The 20,696-nt window shown below is 39.7% G+C and carries 19 protein-coding genes; 8 read left to right on the top strand and 11 right to left on the bottom strand.

Going from position 1 to position 20,696, the window contains the following annotated elements; genetic code table 11:
- Positions 1 to 50 precede the first annotated feature (50 nt).
- Positions 51 to 764, bottom strand: a complete 714-nt coding sequence (locus FL972_RS15570) for a methyltransferase domain-containing protein (protein WP_144606730.1) — start codon at positions 762 to 764, stop codon at positions 51 to 53.
- The gene (locus FL972_RS15565) at positions 761 to 1,840 is read right to left on the bottom strand and encodes a type III polyketide synthase (protein WP_144606728.1); all 1,080 of its coding nucleotides are present in this window, start codon (positions 1,838 to 1,840) and stop codon (positions 761 to 763) included. Before FL972_RS15565 ends, FL972_RS15570 begins: the two co-directional genes overlap by 4 nt.
- Before the next feature lie 89 nt (positions 1,841 to 1,929).
- Between FL972_RS15565 and FL972_RS15560 the strand changes: the two genes are divergently transcribed.
- Entirely contained in the window at positions 1,930 to 2,826 is an 897-nt protein-coding gene (locus FL972_RS15560) for a UbiA family prenyltransferase (protein ID WP_144606726.1), read from the top strand.
- Here FL972_RS15560 and FL972_RS15555 read toward each other — a convergent pair.
- Positions 2,823 to 3,932, bottom strand: coding sequence for an NAD(P)/FAD-dependent oxidoreductase (locus FL972_RS15555; protein WP_317129957.1), 1,110 nt, complete (start codon positions 3,930 to 3,932; stop codon positions 2,823 to 2,825). The two genes, FL972_RS15560 and FL972_RS15555, sit on opposite strands and share 4 nt — an antisense overlap.
- Before the next feature lie 108 nt (positions 3,933 to 4,040).
- Here FL972_RS15555 and FL972_RS15550 point away from each other — a divergent pair, with 108 nt between their 5' ends.
- Together FL972_RS15550 and FL972_RS15545 are read left to right on the top strand one after the other, a co-directional pair.
- The gene (locus FL972_RS15550) at positions 4,041 to 6,572 is read left to right on the top strand and encodes a zinc-dependent metalloprotease (RefSeq protein WP_144606724.1); all 2,532 of its coding nucleotides are present in this window, start codon (positions 4,041 to 4,043) and stop codon (positions 6,570 to 6,572) included.
- A gap of 92 nt (positions 6,573 to 6,664) precedes the next feature.
- A complete protein-coding gene (locus tag FL972_RS15545) occupies positions 6,665 to 7,075 on the top strand; it encodes a Fur family transcriptional regulator (RefSeq protein ID WP_091653688.1) in 411 nt (136 codons plus the stop codon).
- Here FL972_RS15545 and FL972_RS15540 read toward each other — a convergent pair.
- Positions 7,072 to 7,302: a hypothetical protein gene (locus tag FL972_RS15540; RefSeq protein ID WP_091653686.1), complete on the bottom strand. Its 231-nt coding sequence runs from the start codon at positions 7,300 to 7,302 to the stop codon at positions 7,072 to 7,074. The two genes, FL972_RS15545 and FL972_RS15540, sit on opposite strands and share 4 nt — an antisense overlap.
- 151 nt (positions 7,303 to 7,453) lie before the next feature.
- Between FL972_RS15540 and FL972_RS15535 the strand changes: the two genes are divergently transcribed.
- On the top strand, positions 7,454 to 7,927 hold the full coding sequence (locus FL972_RS15535) for a YcxB family protein (protein ID WP_091653685.1): 474 nt from the start codon (positions 7,454 to 7,456) through the stop codon (positions 7,925 to 7,927).
- A gap of 49 nt (positions 7,928 to 7,976) precedes the next feature.
- On the opposite strand, the gene FL972_RS15530 is transcribed toward FL972_RS15535, so the two are convergent.
- Positions 7,977 to 8,477, bottom strand: a complete 501-nt coding sequence (locus FL972_RS15530) for a fasciclin domain-containing protein (RefSeq protein WP_144606721.1) — start codon at positions 8,475 to 8,477, stop codon at positions 7,977 to 7,979.
- A gap of 182 nt (positions 8,478 to 8,659) precedes the next feature.
- On the opposite strand from FL972_RS15530, the gene rlmH reads away from it, so the two are divergent.
- Both rlmH and FL972_RS15520 read left to right on the top strand, forming a co-directional pair.
- A complete protein-coding gene (rlmH, locus tag FL972_RS15525) occupies positions 8,660 to 9,133 on the top strand; it encodes a 23S rRNA (pseudouridine(1915)-N(3))-methyltransferase RlmH (RefSeq protein ID WP_091653681.1) in 474 nt (157 codons plus the stop codon).
- A gap of 99 nt (positions 9,134 to 9,232) precedes the next feature.
- On the top strand, positions 9,233 to 10,072 hold the full coding sequence (locus FL972_RS15520) for a hypothetical protein (protein WP_144606719.1): 840 nt from the start codon (positions 9,233 to 9,235) through the stop codon (positions 10,070 to 10,072).
- 238 nt (positions 10,073 to 10,310) lie between these two features.
- Here FL972_RS15520 and FL972_RS15515 read toward each other — a convergent pair whose 3' ends face one another.
- The 3 genes from FL972_RS15515 to FL972_RS15505 are packed head-to-tail and all read right to left on the bottom strand — an operon-like array spanning position 10,311 to position 13,205.
- A complete protein-coding gene (locus FL972_RS15515) occupies positions 10,311 to 10,826 on the bottom strand; it encodes an FKBP-type peptidyl-prolyl cis-trans isomerase (RefSeq protein ID WP_144606717.1) in 516 nt (171 codons plus the stop codon).
- 11 nt (positions 10,827 to 10,837) lie between these two features.
- A complete protein-coding gene (locus tag FL972_RS15510; protein WP_144606715.1) occupies positions 10,838 to 12,538 on the bottom strand; it encodes a capsule assembly Wzi family protein in 1,701 nt (566 codons plus the stop codon).
- 1 nt (position 12,539) lies between these two features.
- The gene (locus tag FL972_RS15505; protein WP_144606713.1) at positions 12,540 to 13,205 is read right to left on the bottom strand and encodes a hypothetical protein; all 666 of its coding nucleotides are present in this window, start codon (positions 13,203 to 13,205) and stop codon (positions 12,540 to 12,542) included.
- Positions 13,206 to 13,335: 130 nt separating this feature from the next.
- Here FL972_RS15505 and wecB point away from each other — a divergent pair, with 130 nt between their 5' ends.
- Together wecB and FL972_RS15495 are read left to right on the top strand one after the other, a co-directional pair.
- The gene (gene wecB, locus FL972_RS15500) at positions 13,336 to 14,430 is read left to right on the top strand and encodes a non-hydrolyzing UDP-N-acetylglucosamine 2-epimerase (RefSeq protein ID WP_144606711.1); all 1,095 of its coding nucleotides are present in this window, start codon (positions 13,336 to 13,338) and stop codon (positions 14,428 to 14,430) included.
- Complete coding sequence (locus FL972_RS15495) at positions 14,431 to 14,916, top strand: cupin domain-containing protein (RefSeq protein WP_144606709.1); 486 nt, start codon at positions 14,431 to 14,433, stop codon at positions 14,914 to 14,916.
- Positions 14,917 to 14,983: 67 nt separating this feature from the next.
- Here the strand turns inward: FL972_RS15495 and FL972_RS15490 are convergent, their stop codons facing one another.
- The 3 genes from FL972_RS15490 to FL972_RS15480 form a co-directional block, all read right to left on the bottom strand.
- The gene (locus tag FL972_RS15490; protein WP_144606707.1) at positions 14,984 to 17,887 is read right to left on the bottom strand and encodes a TonB-dependent receptor; all 2,904 of its coding nucleotides are present in this window, start codon (positions 17,885 to 17,887) and stop codon (positions 14,984 to 14,986) included.
- Positions 17,888 to 17,966: 79 nt separating this feature from the next.
- Positions 17,967 to 19,199, bottom strand: coding sequence for a hypothetical protein (locus tag FL972_RS15485; RefSeq protein ID WP_186300130.1), 1,233 nt, complete (start codon positions 19,197 to 19,199; stop codon positions 17,967 to 17,969).
- A 185-nt stretch (positions 19,200 to 19,384) separates the two neighbouring features.
- A complete protein-coding gene (locus FL972_RS15480; protein ID WP_144606703.1) occupies positions 19,385 to 20,356 on the bottom strand; it encodes an AAA family ATPase in 972 nt (323 codons plus the stop codon).
- Positions 20,357 to 20,696: the final 340 nt, after the last annotated feature.

Genomic DNA, 20,696 nt, shown 5'->3' with positions numbered 1-20,696 from the left:
CACATCGGAATGACTATCAAGCATGCGAGACTCCATGTGGCCTTTGAAAATCAATTATAGACACATGAAATCAGGATTTGCCATCGGAAGGCCCAGTACCACTTTATTTTCCAGGATTTGAATCCTGACGCTTTCAAAATATTCTCCCAATCCTCTCTCGAAAAACTCCTCAGCACAGAAAGCGGCGCATCGTTTTGGACCATTTTAGACCTGCTGAAAATCCGTGTCAACCACTTGATACTATAATACGCAAGTGGATGGCGATGCAAATCGTTAATGATAATTCCCACCTTGGCTTTCTTTCTAAAAGCAGAAAGCAAATCAACCAATTCTTGGGAAGTAAAATGATGTGTAAAGAGCGTACAGGTAATGATATCTACCCGATGATTTGAAAAAGCCGGGTCAAAAACATTCTGAATTGTCCAGTCAATCTCCGGCTTATCTGCTAACCTAACCTTCGCGAGGTCTATAATGTTCCGATTTGCGTCAATTCCGGTAAATTTCAGCTTAAAATCATGGGAAATTGCCCAATCATCCATGACTCGGATCATATCTCCACCTCCACAGCCTATATCTGCCACTGAAAAAGTTTTATCAGTTGATTTTCCAATCAGCTTTCTAAGTCCATTGGTAGTCACATAATTACCTCCCAATAGCTTGTTGATAGTTTTGAGTTCCTTTAGAGTTTGTTCCAGTTCTTCACCGGAGCATTCCAAATCATCCATCAACTCTTTGTCTTCGCAACGTTGTGAAAATCGGCTCATGCTTTTTCCAGTAAAAGAGTTTCCAATGTCAATCCGGGACCAAATCCCATAGAAAGAATATCTCCTTCTACTTCCACGTCTTTCATCATTCTGGACAATACAAATAAAATTGTCGCGGAAGACATATTGCCAAATTGCTTCAATACTTCCATGGCGTGAAAATTCACTTCTTTTCCCAATCCGAATGCTTCCTGAACTTTAGCCAAAATCTGCATTCCTCCAGGATGAATTGCAAAATTTTTGATCTTGGACAGATTGAACTTATCTTCAAACATTGCTTTGAGTTGCTGGATACCCCCGTCCAAAAGGCTTGGAATATATTTGGTCAACTTCATTTCAAAACCAAAATCACCTATTCCCCAAGCCATATCCTGCTCGCCTTCTCTCAGCACTCTACTTAGGTAGGATTTGATCGCCAAACCTGAGGGACTGGACGAAACCAATGCCGCTGCCGCCCCATCTCCAAAAAGGGAATTGGCCAAAATATTATCTTCTAAATAGTCCTTTTGGAAATGAAGGGTGCACAGCTCAACCGTAACCACCAATACCTTAGCCTGAGAATCCGAGCGGATAATTTTATCAGCTAACTTCAATCCTGTAAAGGCAGCATAACAACCCATGAAGTGAACACAATAACGTTCCACAGTATCTTCCAAGCCCAACCTTTTCATTAATTCCAATTCCACTCCCGGCGCAACCATTCCCGTACAGGAAACCAGAATCAAATGGGTGATTTGATCTTTGGAAATATGAGACCCAGAGATACAATTCAGAACAGCTTCCTCGCAAAGTCTAGGAGCCTCTTGGGTAAAAACACCCATTCTTGATTTAGTGCTGGGAAAGGGCTCCAGGTTTTTGCTTTTAGGAAAGAATTCAAAGTCTTCATGGTTAGCTTTTTCAAAATCAGTCAAAACGCTAAACCGGGTATTGATTCCTGATTTTCTGTATAAAAATGAAAGCTTCCGCCCTTCTCTCTCATCTAATCCGTGAGCAATTTTCATAAATCCGGCAATATTTTCTTGAAGAATGGGATTACCGGGATTTGCCAATCCTATACTGTTAATAAAAGTGCTCATAAGATCAAGTTAACTGAATATTTCTAAATTAGATGATTAGCAAGTAAACCACACACTATTCTAAAGGTTATTTAGCCTAAGTTTACGATATGATCACTCGTTCCAGTTTAAAGCACCTCAGGATTCCATTTTCTTTATTCCTGCTTCCAGTTTACTTTTTTGCCTTGGCATTAACCCCAAATCTCAATGGAGAGCGAATGCTGTGGGTTTTTTTATCCTTACATTTATTTCTTTACCCATCCAGCAATGGGTATAATAGTTACTATGACAAGGATGAGGAAAGCATTGGGGGAATCAAAAATCCTCCTAAAGTAACCCCAGATCTTTATTGGTTATCCCTTGTTTTTTTTGCTATAGCTTTGATTTTGGCATTCAAAATCAGCTTCGCCTTCAGCAGCATGCTTTTAGTCTACGGATTAGTCAGTATGGCATATAGCCACCCATCCATACGGCTTAAAAAATATCCTTGGCTGAGCTGGTTGATTGCCGGGCTTTTCCAGGGTTACTTCACTTTTGCAATGGCTTATGCAGGCTTGAGTGATTTTGGTTGGAATATCTTCCTCAAGCCCCATGTCATGATTCCAGGCCTATTAACTTCCCTGATGCTATGGGGTAACTATCCTTTGACACAGGTTTACCAGCATAGAGAAGATGCCAGAAGAGGAGATATGACATTGAGTAGATATTTGGGAATCAAAGGAACATTCGGGTTTTCAGCGCTGATTTTCGCTCTTACAGGGGCTGGATTTGTTTGGTTCTTTCTGGATAGAAATCAGGAGTACTACTTTTGGGTGTATTTGGGAGCCATGGCTCCAATCATTCTTTACTTTCTTCTTTGGTTTAATTTCGTCAGAATCAATCCTGAAAAGTACGCCAACTACTCTTGGACTATGGGGATGAACAGTATTTCAGCTTTGATTCTGAATGCCTTCTTCTTTTATTATTTCCTCGAAAACACTCAAATATTGCAGGTTTTGGCCTATTAGATGGGAGTACCGTGGGTGTTTTTCATGATGACTTTACTAATTACAGGAAAATCCGACAATATAAATCTGGCAAAAGAGGAAGCTGATTCTGAACCAAATAATCGTTGGACCACCCTGCCTACTCTCAGCCTTCGGCTAAAATTTAAATTCCAGTTTTTCAGATAATAATTCTCCACTTCATCCCTCCTATCAAACAGATGAATTGCATCAGCGGCCAATTTCCCTGAATGAATCGCCATGGCCATTCCATTTCCACAAAGGGGAGTAATCAAACCCGCTGCATCACCAGCCATCAGTACATGATTTTCTACCGGTCTTTTAAATTCAAAATTGATCTCATTGATCACCTCTGGCTTTTCAAACAAAAAATCACTTGAATTGAAAATTTCTTTCAATCTGGGATTCTTAAACAAAGTTTGAGCCTCCATTTCCGGAATAGAACCGTATTTTCTCAGCTCATCACGTGATCCTAAATAACATAGATTAAATTTTTCTTCCTCAATGGCATTCAGTCCACAATAGCCTGCTTTGAAATTATGAAGAGCAACAGTTTCTTTGGAGGCATCAGTTCGGATATGGTATTTGACCCCAATGTAGGGACTACGCTTTTCAATAAAAGGCCGATTCAGGACTTTATCGAGTTTAGATCTTTTCCCATGGGCAGCTATGACGAAGTCAGCTTCATAAGTGCTTTGATCCTGAGTAATTACTTCGAATACACCAGTGTTAAAATTGATATTTTCGACTGGCTTATTTTGTAATAATTCTACGCCCAGTTGCATTGCCTGATTAGCTAAAAAATCATCTAATAAATATCTACTGATACCAAAACCACCCAGATCCAAATCCATGGAAATGCTACTCCCCTTTGTGTCTGAAAATTCAAATTTAGAAATGGAAGGGAAATGAGCTGTTTGAGGGAATAGATTTTCCCTTTTCAAAAAATCCAAAACTTCATTGGACACATATTCCCCACAGACCCTATGAAAGGGATATTGCTTTTTTTCAAACAGTTGGACCAAGTGTCCATTTTTGGCCAATTGACAGGCAGCTATCAAACCAGCCAGCCCTCCCCCTACTACGATTACCCTTTTTTTAATCAACAATGTATTGCCTTTAACTCTATGAATAAACCGTCCATCAAAAATTAAGTTTCAGAGTTTACACTTAGCTCTTTTTGAAGGTTATTTAAATCGAAAATAAAACTAATACTTATGAAAAACACGCTACCCAAATTTCTGAGGAGATTTACATTGCTGATTGGGTTGCTTGGTGTCATGTTCTATTCTGAGGATGCTTTTGCTCAGAAAAAGAAAAAGAAAGATTCCAAAAACACCCCAGCAGCCACTACTCCACCAGCTAGACCCCAAAATGGTGGAAATAACAAGGGCCCAAAACCCTACAAGGATGTCATCACTAAAGATGCAAAATCCAAAACCGGTTTATTCAAAGTTCATGAAATAGACGATAAATATTTCTATGAAATTCCTGATTCCTTGTTTGGCAGAGATATGTTGATGGTGACCACCATTGCAAAAACTGCAGACGGAATCGGATATGGAGGAGAAAGAACCAACACCTTGATGCTTCGATGGGAGAAGGAGAAGGATGCAGTCCTTTTGAAAGTAGTTTCGGTAGATAATTATGCTGCTGATTCTTTGCCTATCGCAAAGGCTGTTCAAAACTCCAACTTGGAGCCTATACTTCAAAGATTTGATGTCAAATCCAAAGCAACAGATTCTACAGGAACTGTGATTGAGGCTACTGATTTGTTTGCAAAAGATGTGCAGGCACTTGGTCTTCAGAGAAACAGAAGAACACAGTACAGAGTGCAGCGACTGGATGGAGATCGTTCATACATCGTTCATATCAATACCTACCCTATCAATATTGAAGCCCGCTATGTTTTGACTTACGCGGCTGCTGAGCCACCATCAAACAGCTCAACAGGATTGATCACTTTGGAAATGAACTCCTCTATGGTTTTACTTCCAAAGGAGCCAATGATGCAGCGTCTTGCTGACCAGAGAGTGGGTTGGTTCGGTAGGTCCTATGTGGATTATGGTGCAGATGCACAAAAAGCCGAATCACGTAGATTCCTAGATCGTTGGAGACTGGAAGTGAAAGAGGAAGACATGGAGAAATTCAAGCGTGGAGAATTGGTAGAGCCTAAAAAACCTATCGTTTATTATATCGATCCTGCTACTCCTACCAAATGGGTTCCTTATCTAAAGCAAGGTGTGGAAGATTGGCAAAAAGCTTTTGAAGCGGCAGGTTTCAAAAATGCCATTATAGCAAAAGAAGCTCCTTCTCCTGAAGAAGATCCTACCTGGAGCCCGGAAGATGCTCGTTACTCGGTTATCCGCTACTTTGCATCTGACATTCAAAATGCCTACGGACCTCACGTATCTGACCCAAGATCCGGAGAAATCATCGAATCAGATATCGGCTGGTATCACAATGTGATGAACCTTTTGAGAAACTGGTACTTCATCCAAACAGCTGCTATCAATCCAGAAGCTAGAAGTGTGAAGTTCAAAGATGAAGTAATGGGACGATTGATCCGATTTGTATCAGCGCACGAAGTGGGTCACACCCTTGGTTTGCCACACAACTTCGCCTCTTCTCATGCTTATCCTGTGGAAAAACTACGTGATCCAAAGTTCACTGCAGAAATGGGAACAGCTCCATCTATTATGGACTATGCGAGATTTAATTATATCGCTCAGCCTGAAGACGAGGGCGTAAGTTTAATGCCAGATGTAGGACCTTATGATAAATATGCTATCGCTTGGGGCTATAGACCTATTCCAGATGCAAAAACTCCAGAAGAGGAGCTGCCAACTCTAGATCAGTGGATTCTGGCGAAAAAAGGTGATCCTGTATACAGATATGGACGTCAGGGAAATTCTTATGATCCGACCACCCAAAGTGAAGACTTGGGAGACAATTCCATGAAAGCTTCTGAGTATGGAATTAAGAACCTAAAGAGAATTATGCCTAATCTAATGGAGTGGACCGCTGAAGAGGACAAGCCTTACAAAAACTTCTCAGATTTGGAAGAAATGTACGGACAGGTTTTAGGTCAGTTCAATAGATATATGGGACACGTAAGAACCCATGTGGGCGGAGTAATGGAAGTTTATAAAGCGACCGGACAAGGCGAGCCAGTGTATTCACACAACCCTAAAAACCTTCAGAAATCAGCTGTAGCCTTCTTGAATGAGAATTTATTCCAAACTCCAACTTGGATGATGGAAGAAGAAATCATCGCGAGAACAGGCGACTTTGGAGCTTTGGAAAGAATCAGAGGCTTACAAGTAGGTACTCTAAACGGAATCCTGGATTGGGGCCGATTGGGTAGAGTCATCGAAAACGAAGCTCTAAACGGAAACGATGCTTATAAAATCACGGAATTATTCGATGATTTAAGAAAAGGCATTTGGACCGAACTGCCAGCAGGAAGAAGCATAGATGTGCACAGAAGAGCGCTTCAGAGAGCGCATATCGAAAGATTGGAGCTCTTATTGACAGGTGATGAGCCCAATGTGCCTGCAGCATTCAGAAGATTTGTAGGGCCTCAAATCAACGCTTCTCAGTCTGATATCAGACCGATGGCGAGAGGAGAGCTGAAAACCCTTCAAAGACAAATCAGATCAGCTATTCCGCGAACTTCTGATACCATGTCTAAGTTACACTTGGAGGATTTGGCAGAAAGAATAGCTCAAATTTTGGATCCAAAATAATTGGATTCCAGTTATATCAAGAAAGGCGTCCAATTCTGGGCGCCTTTTTTTGTAAAAGTTCAAATTCCTTAATTTGCAGAATAATTGAACGCATGTTGACACCGCTTTCCATATTAAAAAGACATAAGCTACGCATCACTGACTGCCGCTTGGATATTATTCAGGAGTTTTTGGATAGACAGGTAGCCTTGGCGCATAGTGACCTGGAAAATAAACTGGAGAATCAATTTGACCGGGTAACTATTTACAGAAGCCTCAACACTTTTTTGGAAAAGGATATCATTCATAAAGTCTTGGATGATAGCGGAGCCACTAAATATGCATTATGCTCTCATGAAGATGAGCATGAGCACGATCATGAGCATGTGCATTTCAAATGCGAAATCTGTGGTGAAACCACCTGCTTGGACAGCATCAGCTTACCTGACATCAAACTTCCAAAAGGCTTTAAGAAAAAAGAAATGAGCTTATTGGTACAGGGAGTTTGTGAAAAATGCCATTAAACATCTACTGGCTCAGGAGACTTTTTCGGGCTTTTTGGGCTAGTTGGCCAGATGACGCCAGGAGGCAAATCAATTTTAGGCGGGCTTTGATTTTCAATCCCACCATCTCCATCATCACCATTACTTTTTCCCTTTTTCAGCGAATTTTTTGTCATGGTGGCTACAAAGTAAATCACAATGACATAGGCAAAACCCGCTAAGAATAGGTTGATAACCAAACTGCTCATAAAGAAAAATTTTACTTAAGATAAATCAATACACTTTTTAAATCAATGACTTAGGCGAATTGTTTCTTAATTTCTAAAGTATCTATCATTTTATTCAGCTTGTTTTATCCCTAGGATACTTGGATATTTGCGGTCTGAAAATCGAAAAGTGATGATTGTTAAAACTAAAAAATACCAATTACCAACCGGAACATATATTAAGATGGGCCTTACCAGTGTTTTGAAAGAGCAATGGTGGGTGATTTTGATAGCCTTGGCAATTTGTTGCGGATATTTCTGGATTGCATCTATCTGGTGGATTATAGGAGCCTTGATAGCTTATGGATTATATGTGCTGTTTTGGGCGATTCAGTTTACCGGAGTAACTCAAATGGAACAAAACAAAGTGATCTTTGAAAAGATGGCTTATGAAATTGACTCCAGACAAATTCTGATGAAAATCAATGCCCGCCAGGGAATGCCTGTACAGTGGAATATGATCAAAAGGGCTGAGATGGGAAAGGACGCGTTTATCCTTTACATGTCCAAAGCCCAGTTTATTCACCTTCCATATAAAATTTTCAATTCGGAGAATGAGAAAAAATTCATGGAGACTATTCTGAAGAGAAAAGAACTGATTAAATAAAAAAATGCCTGTCTTTCGACAGGCATTCGTTTTTCTTCGACTTTAGATCTTACATAGGAGGCAAGATCACTTTATCGATCACGTGCACTACACCATTATCTGCTTCGATATCAGCAGCGGTAACAGTTGCATCATTGATCATAGCTTTTCCGTCTTTCAAAGTTACAGTCACAGCACTACCCTGCACCGTAGTAGCTTTCTGACCATTTTTCAAGTCTGACGACATGATTTTACCTGGTACGACATGGTAGGTCAATACTGCTACCAGTTTGTCTTTGTTTTCAGGCTTCAATAAATTCTCTACAGTACCAGCTGGCAATGCAGCAAAAGCATCATTGGTTGGTGCGAATACAGTAAAAGGTCCGTCACCTTTTAATACATCTACTAAGTCACCTGCTTTCACAGCTGCTACCAGTGTAGAAAGAAAATCTGTACTTACTGCCAAGTCAACAATATCTGCCTCTACCTCGTGCACATTTTGAGTTTTAGGGGCAAAAGCTGAGGCAACAAAAAACATCGCCAGAATTAAAATACTTCCAATTTTTTTCATGATAGTTAAGAGTTTTGGTTTAGGAATAGAAAACCTCCACGCTAAAAGATTGTTTATGAATACTTTGTAAAGAAATTTTAAATGGACTTTAGGTGATTAGGACGGTAACAAAGTCCAATGAGTGGTAAAAATTTAGTCCAAAATCAAAAAAGTAAAAACTGAAGAAATTTGCATCTTTGACTATGCTGATCAAAATAATTGCCATAGGAAAGACAGATCATCCTGCTATTCAGGAATTAACAGAACTCTATTCCCAGCGGATAGGACATTATCTCAGGTTTGAATGGGAGATAATTCCTGATCTCAAAAACACTAAGTCTCTGTCCCAATCTGCCCAAAAAGAAAAAGAGGGAGAATTAATTCTAAAGAAAATAAATTCGTCCGATGAGTTAATATTATTGGATGAAAATGGAAAAAGCTTCGATTCCGTTGGATTTTCAGACTTTTTGCAGAAAAAAATGAATGCTGGAATCAAGCAGTTATTCTTCGTAATCGGCGGTCCCTATGGCTTTTCGGATGCGGTATATCAAAGGGCCAATGGAAAAGTATCTCTTTCCAAAATGACCTTTTCCCATCAGATGATTAGGCCATTCATTGCGGAGCAAATTTACCGAGCAATGACCATTTTAAGAGGAGAACCCTATCACCATCAATGATTTATCTAAAAAAAAGTATGTTAAGTTTTTCCAAATATTTTTTCCAATGTTACCAAATTGTTAACTTTATGATATATTTGGTAACATTGACATTACAAAATGAAGATCAAATCATTTCTAACCAGTCTCTTCTTCTTGCTGAGCATGCTTACTGCATGGTCCCAGGAGAGCTCTGTGTTACCGAATGACCTTCCTTTTGAAACTGATGTTGAAAAATCTCTTTGGGAAAAAAGTCTAAGCGAATCAGATTATTTGGCACTTTTTAGAGCGGTACATGCCGAAAATGAAATGCATGCTCAGAAATGGGAAGAGCATATTTCAACATTAGACAAGAAATTTGAGAAAAAGGGAAAGAGCCTTAAGTTCATCCGCACCCTATTTGAAAAGAGTCATCAGAATTTATTCAAAACTTACGAGCAGCACGCTACTTTCAATCAAATGCTATCCGAAGGCAAGTTCGACTGCGTGAGTGGTACTGCGACACTTGGAATGATTTTGAATAAATATGGATTTGACTTCGAAATCGTAGAGACCGATTACCATGTATTTTTAATTGTCAATGTGGATCAGAATCCAATCATTTTGGAAAGCACTTTGAGAATTGGCGGCATGATAACTAATCCAGGAGAAGTAAAGAATTATCTAAAAGCCTATGCTCCGGAAGAGGCATCCAGCTATTTGGATCTGAGACAAAGAATCGGTAGTCCCAATCAATCTGAAAGTGAAAAAACCATTTTTAGAAAAATCAACTTGACCCAATTGGCAGGTTTGCAATATTACAATGATGCTATTTTGCATTTCAATGAGCAATCCTATCGAGTGGCGGCAGTTCAATTGGAAAAGGCTTATAAACTTTACGAGTCAGAAAGAATTGAAGGATTAAAAAATCTTGCCATTGATCAGGCCTACAAAAATCTGGGCATAGACTTAAGAAAATAAAAAATGGCCTCTTTCCCCCCGAAAAGAGACCTTGTTGACTGTTACCGATCACCCCGAATCATTCCAGTCTTCTAAAAATCACATCAAAAACATCAAAATAAACAAGATTAAGGCTATTCTTGCTACCCAAACTTTGACTGTATCCATTTCGATTGTGGGTTATAAAATCAAATTTATAGAGCAAATTAAATCTATACAATACGACAAATGCCCTATCTTGAGACAGGGCATTGATCATTTAATCGTGATGATGGCCTCCTGGGCCATGAACATGGCCATGTTCTATTTCTTCTTTTTCAGCCTCACGAATTGCAACAATCTTTCCTTCAAAGTATAAATCATATCCTGCCAGAGGTGGATTAAAATCCATATGAACTCCTCTATAGTCGACCTTGATGATTTCTCCGCGCATTTGATTTCCCTTATCATCTTGCATGGGAATTACTCTACCGACTTTCAGAATATCCTTATTCTTTTTTCCGTCTTCTTTGAAATTCGCCTTCGGGATAATGACTTTTTTATTTTCATCATAATCTCCATAGCCATTTTCAAAGTCAATGAAAACTGAGAAGGTATCCCCTGCTTTTTTCCCTGAAAGCACTTCCTCCAATTTGGGAAGTACATTTTGATGTCCAAACAAAAACGGAAATGCTTGAGCTTCTCCTACCTCTTCAAATAACTCCTGACCGGACTCTCCGTCGTCTACCTTTAAGGTGTAAGCGATCGAAACCACTTTATCTTTTTCAGCTATCATTATTAATTTGATTATTTGAATAAATAGGCAACTCCCAAATGTGCTACGGAATTCTTTCTGTCAAAACCAGGGACAAAATATTGATCCGGCTGGTTTTCGAGGAACCATTTGTAATTGAGGGTATTTACATATTGAAATTTCCCACTGACCAGAATATTTCCAAATCTCCAGTCTGCCACTAAGGAAGGCACTAAATCCACATATTTATTTCTAAAATCCTTAGAAGCTTCGTATCGGTAATAGTAGAAATCATTATTGTAGACAATTCGCTCCATCTGAAATCCGATTCGGTTCATTTGATCCACCCATGCGAATTCCACAAAAATCTGATTACTTCCCGGACCATTTCCTACTCCTAAAACCTGCCCCTGATGAGTATATCCATGTCGCACGTAATCATGGATGTACCAAGTGCGAAGTTGTCTGATTTCTTCCCGAATAGTCTGACCGGTTTGAGTCATTTCAGAACTAATCTGGAAATACCTTCCTTGCTTTTTCAAAGGCATCAAGTGGGAAAACCCAAAAGTAAATGCCCTGCCTTTTTCAGGTGTGATCATAAAATCCCCCGTTCGAAAGCTATTCCCTCGAGTCCCGTATTCTCCATAAAATTCAAAATGACCTTCGGCACTCAACCATCTGAAAAATCCTGAGCTAAATTGTTGCCTCTTGTCGCGGATAGGATCTTCTACATTTTCAGGCCCCTTTCGACCATTGAAAACAGGCAAGCCATCTGCAAAGCTTGTCATATCTTCTCTGTACATATGGTTCACAGAGCCATATCCTAAGAATAAACCAGGAACCCATTTAGGCTGATAAGTCAAAACTAAGCCTCCCAAGTAGCGGTCTCCATTTTCTCTTTTTGGAATGAGAACTGGATTTTGTTGGATAGAATAATCAGGATGAGGAGGTGAGAAATCCGTGGATTTCAAAAACCCGGAAATCAGTTGCCCTTCAAAAGAACCGATTTTGGATTGAACAGGCTTTCTGGTATTAAGAGTAAAATGGAGAAAACCCGGAGCATTATTTCCCAAAAGAAGGGAGTTTCTTCGACCGGGACCCCACCATAAATTTTCTGTAGAAACCCCAATAGAATATTCTTTGTAATTATACCTCAAGCTGGACTGTCCCAAAAAGAATTTATTGTAAGAACCAGTCCCAAATCGCTCAGGCATATCTATCCTATTCATGTATTCATAATAAAATAGGATGGTGGCTTGATGCTCGATCGGGAAACCTATGTAATCTTTGTTTTGCGCGAGCAAAAGCTCGGGTTGAAACTGCAAAGAAAGTCCCTCATATTCTAAATAGGTTCCTATGCTGAGTAAATGCTGTAAGCCTCTATTTGGTATAAAGGCTCCATTATTGGTTCCAAATGCATAAGTAGAGTTATACTGCATTCGGTAAGAAGCAGGAAGCAGTAAAAACTTACCTTTTTCTTCCGGACCAAATCTTTTATGAGTTCGACTTTGATCAAAATCTACTATCGAACTGTCCAAATCAAATCCGTTCTTAACTCCGAAAGCTTCAGTAGGATATAATGGACGTATCATCCAACTGGAGGTAGAATCAACTTTTCCCAGCAATTGAGCTCTTCTCAAATACTCATCTAATAAGGGAGTCCCAAGAGGAATGGTTTGCGAAAAAGCAGGGTAAAAGCTTATCGCAAAAAATATCAAAATCAATGACTGTTTGAAAGTGTTTTTGTACCCCATATTAATTAACAATCAATGCTTCAACGGTAATTTTTGCCAAGGACCAAGACTCATCACATTTAGGGTCCGGACTATTCTCTTGGCGTAATTCAGAATTCCAAAAAATCTTCACATCTGAACTTTGATGTCTGATGATTTTGGAAACAGTATATCTACTGGTGTAATTAGGGAAAGCACCAAATATGCATAATCCAGGCATATTGGTTCTAGTACTACCAGATTTGGGTACATTCTGCCGAAAATATGAATTCGGAAATGACTGGTAAAGACAATAGGTTGATTCACAAGGGGAATTGGAAAAGGTAGTCCTGAATATTTCTTCATCGTCTATTCCAAAAAACCAATAATCCGGCCCCGACAGTCCATCATCAGCATTTCCATCCCAACTGTCATGAATCAAGACTTCTGTGGTAATTTTCAACATATTGTGTGATGGAAGATTATCCAATTTTACAGATACTTCCTCATTGTGGTAATGCCCTGCAATCGTATCATTTTGGAAAATAAACAGCCTTCCGTTTTCAAAGCCTTTTAAATCCAGCGTGGAAAAATCATTATCATAAACCACTACCGATGATTCCAAGGTATCTGTGCAGGCGCTAATTGCAAAAGTTAGTATTAAAAAAGAAAGCAAATTTCTACCCCGCTTCCAGGTCCAAATATTCATATGTCTGAATCTTATAAAACTCTAGCTACAAAGAAACAAAAAAGCAGCCAATTAGGAGACTGGAAAAGTGCCTAAATATCATAGAACTGAGTCATCATTTCTTATTTTTGCCACAAACCAAAGTTAAACTATGTCAACTTTTACTATTGTCGCAGGTGCACGGCCGAATTTTATGAAAATAGCTCCCATCATTCATGCTATTCAAAAGCAGCAAAAGAATGGGAAAAACGTGAATTTTAGACTGGTTCACACAGGACAACACTATGATAAAAAAATGTCCGGGGACTTTTTTGAGCAATTAAACATTCCGGAGCCTCACGCAAATCTGGGTGGCGGAGGAGGAACTCAGGCCGAGCAAACAGCCTCAATCATGGTAGCTTTTGAAAAAGAGTTGATGGAAAATCCCACTGATTTGGTTATAGTAGTGGGAGATGTCACCAGCACTTTGGCCTGCTCGATTGCAGCGAAAAAGCTCTGTATTGACGTAGCTCATGTGGAAGGTGGAATTCGTTCCGGGGATTTGACTATGCCAGAAGAAATCAACCGAATGGTAACCGACTCTATTACTGACCACTTTTTTACTACCTCAGAAATAGCTAATGAGAATCTTAGAAAAAGTGGCTTCCCTGAAAGTAAAATTCACTTTGTGGGAAATACCATGATAGATACGCTAATGGCCCAGATGCCTAGATTCCAAAAGCCCGAAGGAGCTATTTTTGATGGGCTGGAAAAGGGAAAATACTTCGTCATGACCATGCACAGACCTGCCAATGTGGATCAGGAGCAAAAGCTTAAGGCCATGATCGATGCTATTTTGGAAGGAACTCAAGGCTTACCAATCATATTCCCTGTTCACCCAAGAACAGCCAAAAACCTTCAGGCAATAGGCATTGCCGCCCCTAATCTTCACATGTGTGAGCCTTTGGGTTATTTGCAATTCAATTATTTGGTAAAAAATGCAAAAGGTGTCATTACCGATTCAGGAGGTATTACCGAGGAGGCATCTATCATGAATGTGCCTTGTGTAACCTTAAGAGATAATACTGAAAGACCAGAAACCATTCATTTGGGCACCAACGAATTGGTAGGTACAGACCCTGCCAAACTTCGACCATACCTGGAAAAAATCATGAATGGGGATTGGAAGCAATACCAGGGAATTCCAATGTGGGACGGAAAAACAGCGGATAGAATTGTCTCAATTTTGATGGAAACCTATCAATAAATGAATACTCAGGAAAGAGTAGAATTCTTAGTGAAAAGTCTTCAGATGCAAGCGCACCCTGAAGGTGGTTTTTACAGGGAAATTTATAGATCTCCAGAAACCATTGAGACTGATAATGGGAAAAGGAATTTAAGTACAGCCATTTATTTTCTATTGACCTCTGAAAATATCTCACGTTTCCATAGAATTCAAAGTGATGAACTGTGGTTTTGGCATGAGGGCAGCCCACTTTCTGTTCATACACTTTCGGAAGAAGGACATCAAATCATGTCATTAGGTCCAGCGAATGAAGAAAGTTGTCAACCACAGCGGTTGGTTCAGGCAAAAACAATCTTCGGAAGCAGTGTTGATTCGCCGGATTCTTATGCGCTGGTATCCTGCGTAGTATCACCGGGTTTTGATTTTGAAGACTTTGAGCTGTTTTCCACAGGAAGCCTTTTGGCACTTTACCCGGAAGAAAAGTATATAATACATCGATTAACTTAATATCATCACAAAAAAATAAAGGCTTCCAAATCTCTTTGGAAGCCTTTTTCATTGTGGTAATTAATCCTTAGAAAGAAAATGCTACTTTAAAGTTCATTCTCAAGCCTGGTGCAAGGCTGGTAAAGATCTGATCTTGCGCTGCGAAAGATCTAAACACCATTTCTCTTTTATCATTTAGGATATTCTGAACTCCAAATCCAGCCTGGATTCTCTCATCAGCTCCAAATGACTTATTGATATTCAAGTTTAAGCTGTGGAAAGGTACCGTGTAAGTATCTGTTCTGTTTCCAAAACCTACATAGTTCAAAGTAGAACCCTGCACATTGTAGAATACACCAGCTTCCCAGCCTTTATTATAATCTTGGTATGCTAAACCTGTATTGATAATATAAGGAGCTTGTCCAGCCATATCTCTGGTATCTTCCACTACTTCTCCTTCTCTGGCAGTCAATGATCTGGATCTGAATTCAGATTCTGACATTTTGATCCGGGACTCGGTTACAGTTACGTTTGTATTCCAGTTGAATTTTTCCAAAGCAGGAGTGATAAATGCCAAAGACTTTCTGAATTCGAATTCCAAACCTGCTACTGTACCGTTTCCTACGTTTCTTGGTTGGAAAGTACCTGGGTCAGCAAGGAACTGCACCATTTCAATTGGTCTGTCGAAAGTTTTGTAGAAAGCACTGACAGAAAGCATTTGACCTCTTTCTTGGAATGCTTCCCATCTGATATCAAAGTTGTTGATTCTTGTTGAAACCAAGTTTCCATCCCAAAGCACCTCTGTACCACCATTGGTAGTCTCAGGGTACAAGCCACCGATGAAAGTTCTACCGGTAATCGGATCTAGAATCTCAGCATAAGACAATTCTTTGAAAGATGGTCTTGCGATAGTTCTGGAAGCAGAAAGTCTTAGATTCTGATTGTCTTTCAAGTTGTAGATCAAGTTCACTGTCGGGAAGAAATCAATATCATCCAACATAGTCACCAAATCAAAGTTGATGGTTCCGGTTTGATTAGTACCTGTATAGTACTGATTGAATTTCTCTACTCTCAAGCCAACAATTGCCTTTAATTTATCTGCTGGTTTCGCTTCAACAGAAGCATAACCCGCTACATTGGTAGCAATAGATTGATACTCATTAGGGTTGATTGGAATAAAATCCGCATTGTATCTTACTCCATTTCTGTTTGTCCCAGAGAATAAGTTCTCATCTCTTAGGATTTCGTTTGGATCTCCTACGAATTCAGTGTCACCAGTTGCAAATTGGAAGCTTTGGATATTGAAGTCACGGTATTTGAACACATAATTAGATCCAAACTTTACTTTTGATTCTCTTTGGAATAAAGAAAGGGATTTAGCTATATCTACTTTACCCACTACACTGTATTCTTCCAAATTTCTCCAGATTCTTGCAGGTAAACCTACTTCAGTAGAAATGGTATTGGTAGGAACTCTGAATCTTGTAAATCTGATGTCCGGATCTTCAATAGTAGATCTGGTCGGTGCCAATTTCCAGTTTACTTCCCAATCTCTGGCATTAAAGAAATGTGTACCTCCCAATAAAACACTGGTAAGTCCTCTTTGGCTATACTCCAAGTTATACTGCTTCGCTTCAAAGTTTGCTCCAAGGTTAGTATTGACGAAATCAAATTCACCAGCTTTGGATTCACCATTTTGAAGGTGCATGATATTCAATTTGTACTTGGAATTATCAGTTTTCAAAGCAATCCCTGCAAGTCCTCCCAACAAAACATTGTTTACACCGTAGTCACCTCTTTGTCTTTCCAGAGGTTCTAGCTCAGTGTCATTAGCCTGTCTTGGTTTTGCAAAAAGGTTGAATTCGGCATCCTGGTAAAACTCTGTTTCATTTTTGTAAGTCAGAGCAAAGTTATAACCCCAAGTTGCTTTGGTTCTTGCAACTTGATTTCCTAGAGAAAAGCTAACACCCAAATCCATCAAGCTGTTAGTTCTATATCCTCCTAACGTTCTGTTGAAGCTTCCCAAAATCTCCTGATATTCCATCCCTCTTGCTCCGTTAGGGTTACCTACCGCCTGTCCATATTGTGGAATGTTAGTTCTACCATCTGTAGGGATAGCTCTTGTACCATCGTCGAAACCTAGCCAATCTGTCTGACCACCGTCATACTTCAGGTAACTGGAATTAAAGTGCATGGAAGGAGTCAAGCCACCACTTAGGCTCAATCGCATATTTTTCTCCTCAGGAAAATCCTTGGTCTCAATATCTACCACTCCACCGGTAAAATCAGCTGGAAGTTCTGCTGTGAATGACTTTGAAACAATGATATTGTCAATCACATTCGTTGGGAAGATATCCATTTGGATAGAGTTTCTATCCGGATCCAAACCAGGAATATCAACACCATTCAATACAGTCTTGGTATATCTGTCACCCAAACCTCTTACGTAGATGTATTTTCCTCCTTCGATAGAAACACCGGTAACTCGTTTTACTGCAGAAGCTGCATCACCATCACCGATTTGACGGAAAGAGCTTGCAGAAATACCATCCATTAGATTGGCTGCATTTCTTTTCACAGACATCAAAGCAGATTCTGTAGTTCTGATTGCAGAAGCTGCAATTGTCACAGTTTCCAATTCAGAAGCTTCATCTGCCATCAAGATATCATTCAATACATTGACAGCTCCGGTCTTTACTTCTACTTCAGTCAACTGAATAGTAGCGTAAGAAATGTAGGAAATCTGTAGAGAGTAAGATCCTGGTTCAACCTGAATTTCAAATTTTCCATCAAAATCAGTTACCGCTCCAGTTCCTGTTTCTTTCACAAGCACTGAAACCCCGAAGAGAGGTTCACCGGTAGCCTGCTCATAAATAGCCCCCCGGATGGTACCCTTTTGCGCAAAGGCAAAACCGGCAATAACCTGGGTCAAAACCAGGATAATCAAGATCACCGTTTTTTTGGCGAAGAGATTTTTAGATTTATTTTTCATACAGCAATTTGTAATTGAATACTTTTTAGAAAAGGAAGAAAGGACCTTGCAAACCCTTTCTTCCTTTTATTTTTTGAGTTTAGAAATCAGCCAATTGACCAGAAACAGCGGCCCATGACCAAGTATTGAATGCGGCCTTGTTGGCTCCAACTGTGTTAGCCCCTGCAGCAACTGCAGTTGCATGAGTAGCAGTACCAGCTCTGAATACAGTAGCTAAGGCCACGTTATTAGCTAGAGTGATTTGAAGATTAGCAAATTTTAGAGAGCCATCTGCAAAAGTGGCTAGGGTTTTATCTCCACTCAAAGAGAAATCGCCTCTTCCGTCTGTGGATGCCGGATCAGCAAACCCGAAGAAGTAAATGTTTTCGAAAGTACCTCTTGCTCCATCTCTGAAGTCAGCTAACTCAGATACATTGTTACCTTTTACAGATCCGTTTTTAACTGTATGAGCTGCTAGGTAAGAACCTTCTGGTCCGTCAATTTCCAAACAGTGGTCAGTTTCGCTACCTGCGATGACAATGAAGTTATCTAACGTACCAGCCCAAGCCTGGTCAGTATCCAAGGCATCATCACCTGCATTCCATACCAAAGCATTAGTCACGTTTACTGTTCCACCAAACCACTCGATTCCATCATCCTGATTAGCAACAACTTCTACATTTTCGATAACAGTGCCGGAACCTACACCACCAAGAGTCAAACCGTTGATTTCGTTTCCTTCACCAATGTTGGCGCCACCATGTCTAATGGATACATATTTTAAAACTCCTGAATTGTCAGCGTCATTAGTTCCTCCATAAAGTCCATTTGAATCTGAAGGTGGAATACCTTCTATTTGGATCTCCGCAACATCACCTGGGAAAGATCCTCTCGCATTACCAAGGATAATCAGACCACCCCACAAACCATTTAAATTTGGCTCAAGGTTAGGAGATTCGATTTGTCCAGGCTGAATTTCATCTGCAATAGTTGTAAAAATGATAGGCGAGCTAGCTGTACCTGCAGCATTGATTTTTGCACCTCTTGCAATGATCAAAGCAGTTGCATTTGAACCTGTACCAACTTCACCTTTGATGATTGTTCCTGGCTGAATAGTCAATGTATTCCCGGAAGTCACAGTAATTCTTCCTCCCAAAACATAAGTTTTGCCTGTTTCCCAGGTAGTATTTGAAGTGATATTAGAGGAAACTAGTACCTCATCATCCTGACCGTTATCATCGCCAAGATCTGGCCTTTCATTACCTTCAATACAGCTCGAGAACCCAATAAGGGCAGCTGCTAAAATCATTAAGAAAGAGTTGAATTTTTTCATTGGGTATAAATTGAATGTGGTTTTGTTCGTTTTCACGTTACAAAAGTGTATCAATTTTTACCTGCAAGAGAATTATTCGAATTATGCTTTTTTTAAAAATGAATACAGAATTTAATATTGTATTAACAAAAAATGCATAAAAAAAGGCTTTCCTCTCAGAAAGCCCTTTTAAAAGCTAAATTGTATTATTTCAATGTTACCGTCTTGTTAATCGGTACCTTTTCCAACAATATTTTAACTAGGTCACGAGTGTTGATATTATCAGCTTCTGCTTCGTAATTCAGTATAATTCTGTGATTTAGCACATCTTCTGCGATTTCTTTGATATCCTCAGGAAGCACATAATCACGGCCATCCATATAGGCAACAGCCTTCGAAGCGAGATTCAAATTAATACTTGCACGGGGAGAAACCCCAAATTGAATGTACTTCGCTTCGTTTTTTAAACCGTATTGTTCCGGGAATCTGGTTGCAAAAACCAACTCAATAATATATTGCTCCAACGGCTCGGCAATATTGATTGCATTGATCTCATTTCGGATGTCAAAAATATCTTGTTTGGACAAAACCGCATTTACCTCAGAAGAAAAAGACATATTGGCCATTCTTCTCATAACTTCCATTTCATCCGCCTTACTTGGATACTCGATATGAACCTTCATCATAAATCGATCGACCTGAGCTTCAGGAAGAGGGTAAGTACCTTCTTGATCAACCGGATTTTGAGTAGCCAATACTAAAAAAGGTCTATCTAAAGGAAAAGTGGTCTCACCGATAGTTACCTGCTTTTCTTGCATTGCCTCTAGCAAAGCCGACTGAACCTTGGCGGGAGATCGGTTTACCTCATCAGCCAAAATCAAATTGGCGAAGATTGGTCCTTTCTTTACTTCGAAATTAGCCGTCTGCTGATTGTAAATCATTGTACCTATCAAATCGGAAGGCAAGAGATCTGGAGTAAACTGAATTCGGTTAAAATCCAAGTGCAATACTTTAGCAAGAGTATTTACTGTCAGGGTCTTCGCAAGACCGGGAACACCTTCCAGTAGAATATGGCCATTGGTAAAGAGCCCTATCAATAAGCGGTTGACCATTTTATCCTGACCGACAACTACTTTTCTTACTTCCTGTATGACTGCTGCTATTTTATCCTGATGCATGGAGTTGGTTTTTTACTCAGATAACCTCAAAAATAGGACATTTTATCCCAGACGCAATCTTAATTCTTAGAAGTGGTAAAGTCAGAGTGCTAAGCGGGATTTTAGGATTTTTTAAGAAGTAAATAAATGATTCTCGCGGCGGCTTAGCGACGCGGCGATGTTGAATCCCGCAAAGTGGCTGAGATGCAAAGGAATTTGGTAAATGATGAGTAATTGGGTAATTGAGTAATTGAAGAAGATCGTTGTTTAGCATAGAGGACACTTCAATATTCATCAGTCGATGTTCGTTATTCTTAATCTTCTACAAGCCTTCTGAGCGAAATGGATGCAAAGGGGTTTA

The organism is Algoriphagus algorifonticola, from assembly GCF_007655305.1.
Lineage (GTDB): Bacteria > Bacteroidota > Bacteroidia > Cytophagales > Cyclobacteriaceae > Algoriphagus > Algoriphagus algorifonticola.
Note: the sequence above shows the minus strand (reverse complement) of the source record. Positions and strands in the feature narration are given on the sequence as shown.

Excerpts from the sequence above, each read along its gene's own strand:
- wecB (WP_144606711.1), top strand. The coding sequence starts at position 13,336 with ATGTCAACTTTTACTATTGTCGCAGGTGCACGGCCGAATTTTATGAAA.
- FL972_RS15480 (WP_144606703.1), bottom strand. The coding sequence starts at position 20,356 with ATGCATCAGGATAAAATAGCAGCAGTCATACAGGAAGTAAGAAAAGTA.
- FL972_RS15485 (WP_186300130.1), bottom strand. The coding sequence starts at position 19,199 with ATGAAAAAATTCAACTCTTTCTTAATGATTTTAGCAGCTGCCCTTATT.
- FL972_RS15560 (WP_144606726.1), top strand. The coding sequence starts at position 1,930 with ATGATCACTCGTTCCAGTTTAAAGCACCTCAGGATTCCATTTTCTTTA.
- FL972_RS15540 (WP_091653686.1), bottom strand. The coding sequence starts at position 7,302 with ATGAGCAGTTTGGTTATCAACCTATTCTTAGCGGGTTTTGCCTATGTC.
- FL972_RS15530 (WP_144606721.1), bottom strand. The coding sequence starts at position 8,477 with ATGAAAAAAATTGGAAGTATTTTAATTCTGGCGATGTTTTTTGTTGCC.
- FL972_RS15545 (WP_091653688.1), top strand. The coding sequence starts at position 6,665 with ATGTTGACACCGCTTTCCATATTAAAAAGACATAAGCTACGCATCACT.
- FL972_RS15495 (WP_144606709.1), top strand. The coding sequence starts at position 14,431 with ATGAATACTCAGGAAAGAGTAGAATTCTTAGTGAAAAGTCTTCAGATG.
- FL972_RS15550 (WP_144606724.1), top strand. The coding sequence starts at position 4,041 with ATGAAAAACACGCTACCCAAATTTCTGAGGAGATTTACATTGCTGATT.
- FL972_RS15565 (WP_144606728.1), bottom strand. The coding sequence starts at position 1,840 with ATGAGCACTTTTATTAACAGTATAGGATTGGCAAATCCCGGTAATCCC.
- FL972_RS15510 (WP_144606715.1), bottom strand. The coding sequence starts at position 12,538 with ATGGGGTACAAAAACACTTTCAAACAGTCATTGATTTTGATATTTTTT.
- FL972_RS15490 (WP_144606707.1), bottom strand. The coding sequence starts at position 17,887 with ATGAAAAATAAATCTAAAAATCTCTTCGCCAAAAAAACGGTGATCTTG.
- FL972_RS15535 (WP_091653685.1), top strand. The coding sequence starts at position 7,454 with ATGATTGTTAAAACTAAAAAATACCAATTACCAACCGGAACATATATT.
- rlmH (WP_091653681.1), top strand. The coding sequence starts at position 8,660 with ATGCTGATCAAAATAATTGCCATAGGAAAGACAGATCATCCTGCTATT.
- FL972_RS15505 (WP_144606713.1), bottom strand. The coding sequence starts at position 13,205 with ATGAATATTTGGACCTGGAAGCGGGGTAGAAATTTGCTTTCTTTTTTA.
- FL972_RS15520 (WP_144606719.1), top strand. The coding sequence starts at position 9,233 with ATGAAGATCAAATCATTTCTAACCAGTCTCTTCTTCTTGCTGAGCATG.
- FL972_RS15570 (WP_144606730.1), bottom strand. The coding sequence starts at position 764 with ATGAGCCGATTTTCACAACGTTGCGAAGACAAAGAGTTGATGGATGAT.
- FL972_RS15515 (WP_144606717.1), bottom strand. The coding sequence starts at position 10,826 with ATGATAGCTGAAAAAGATAAAGTGGTTTCGATCGCTTACACCTTAAAG.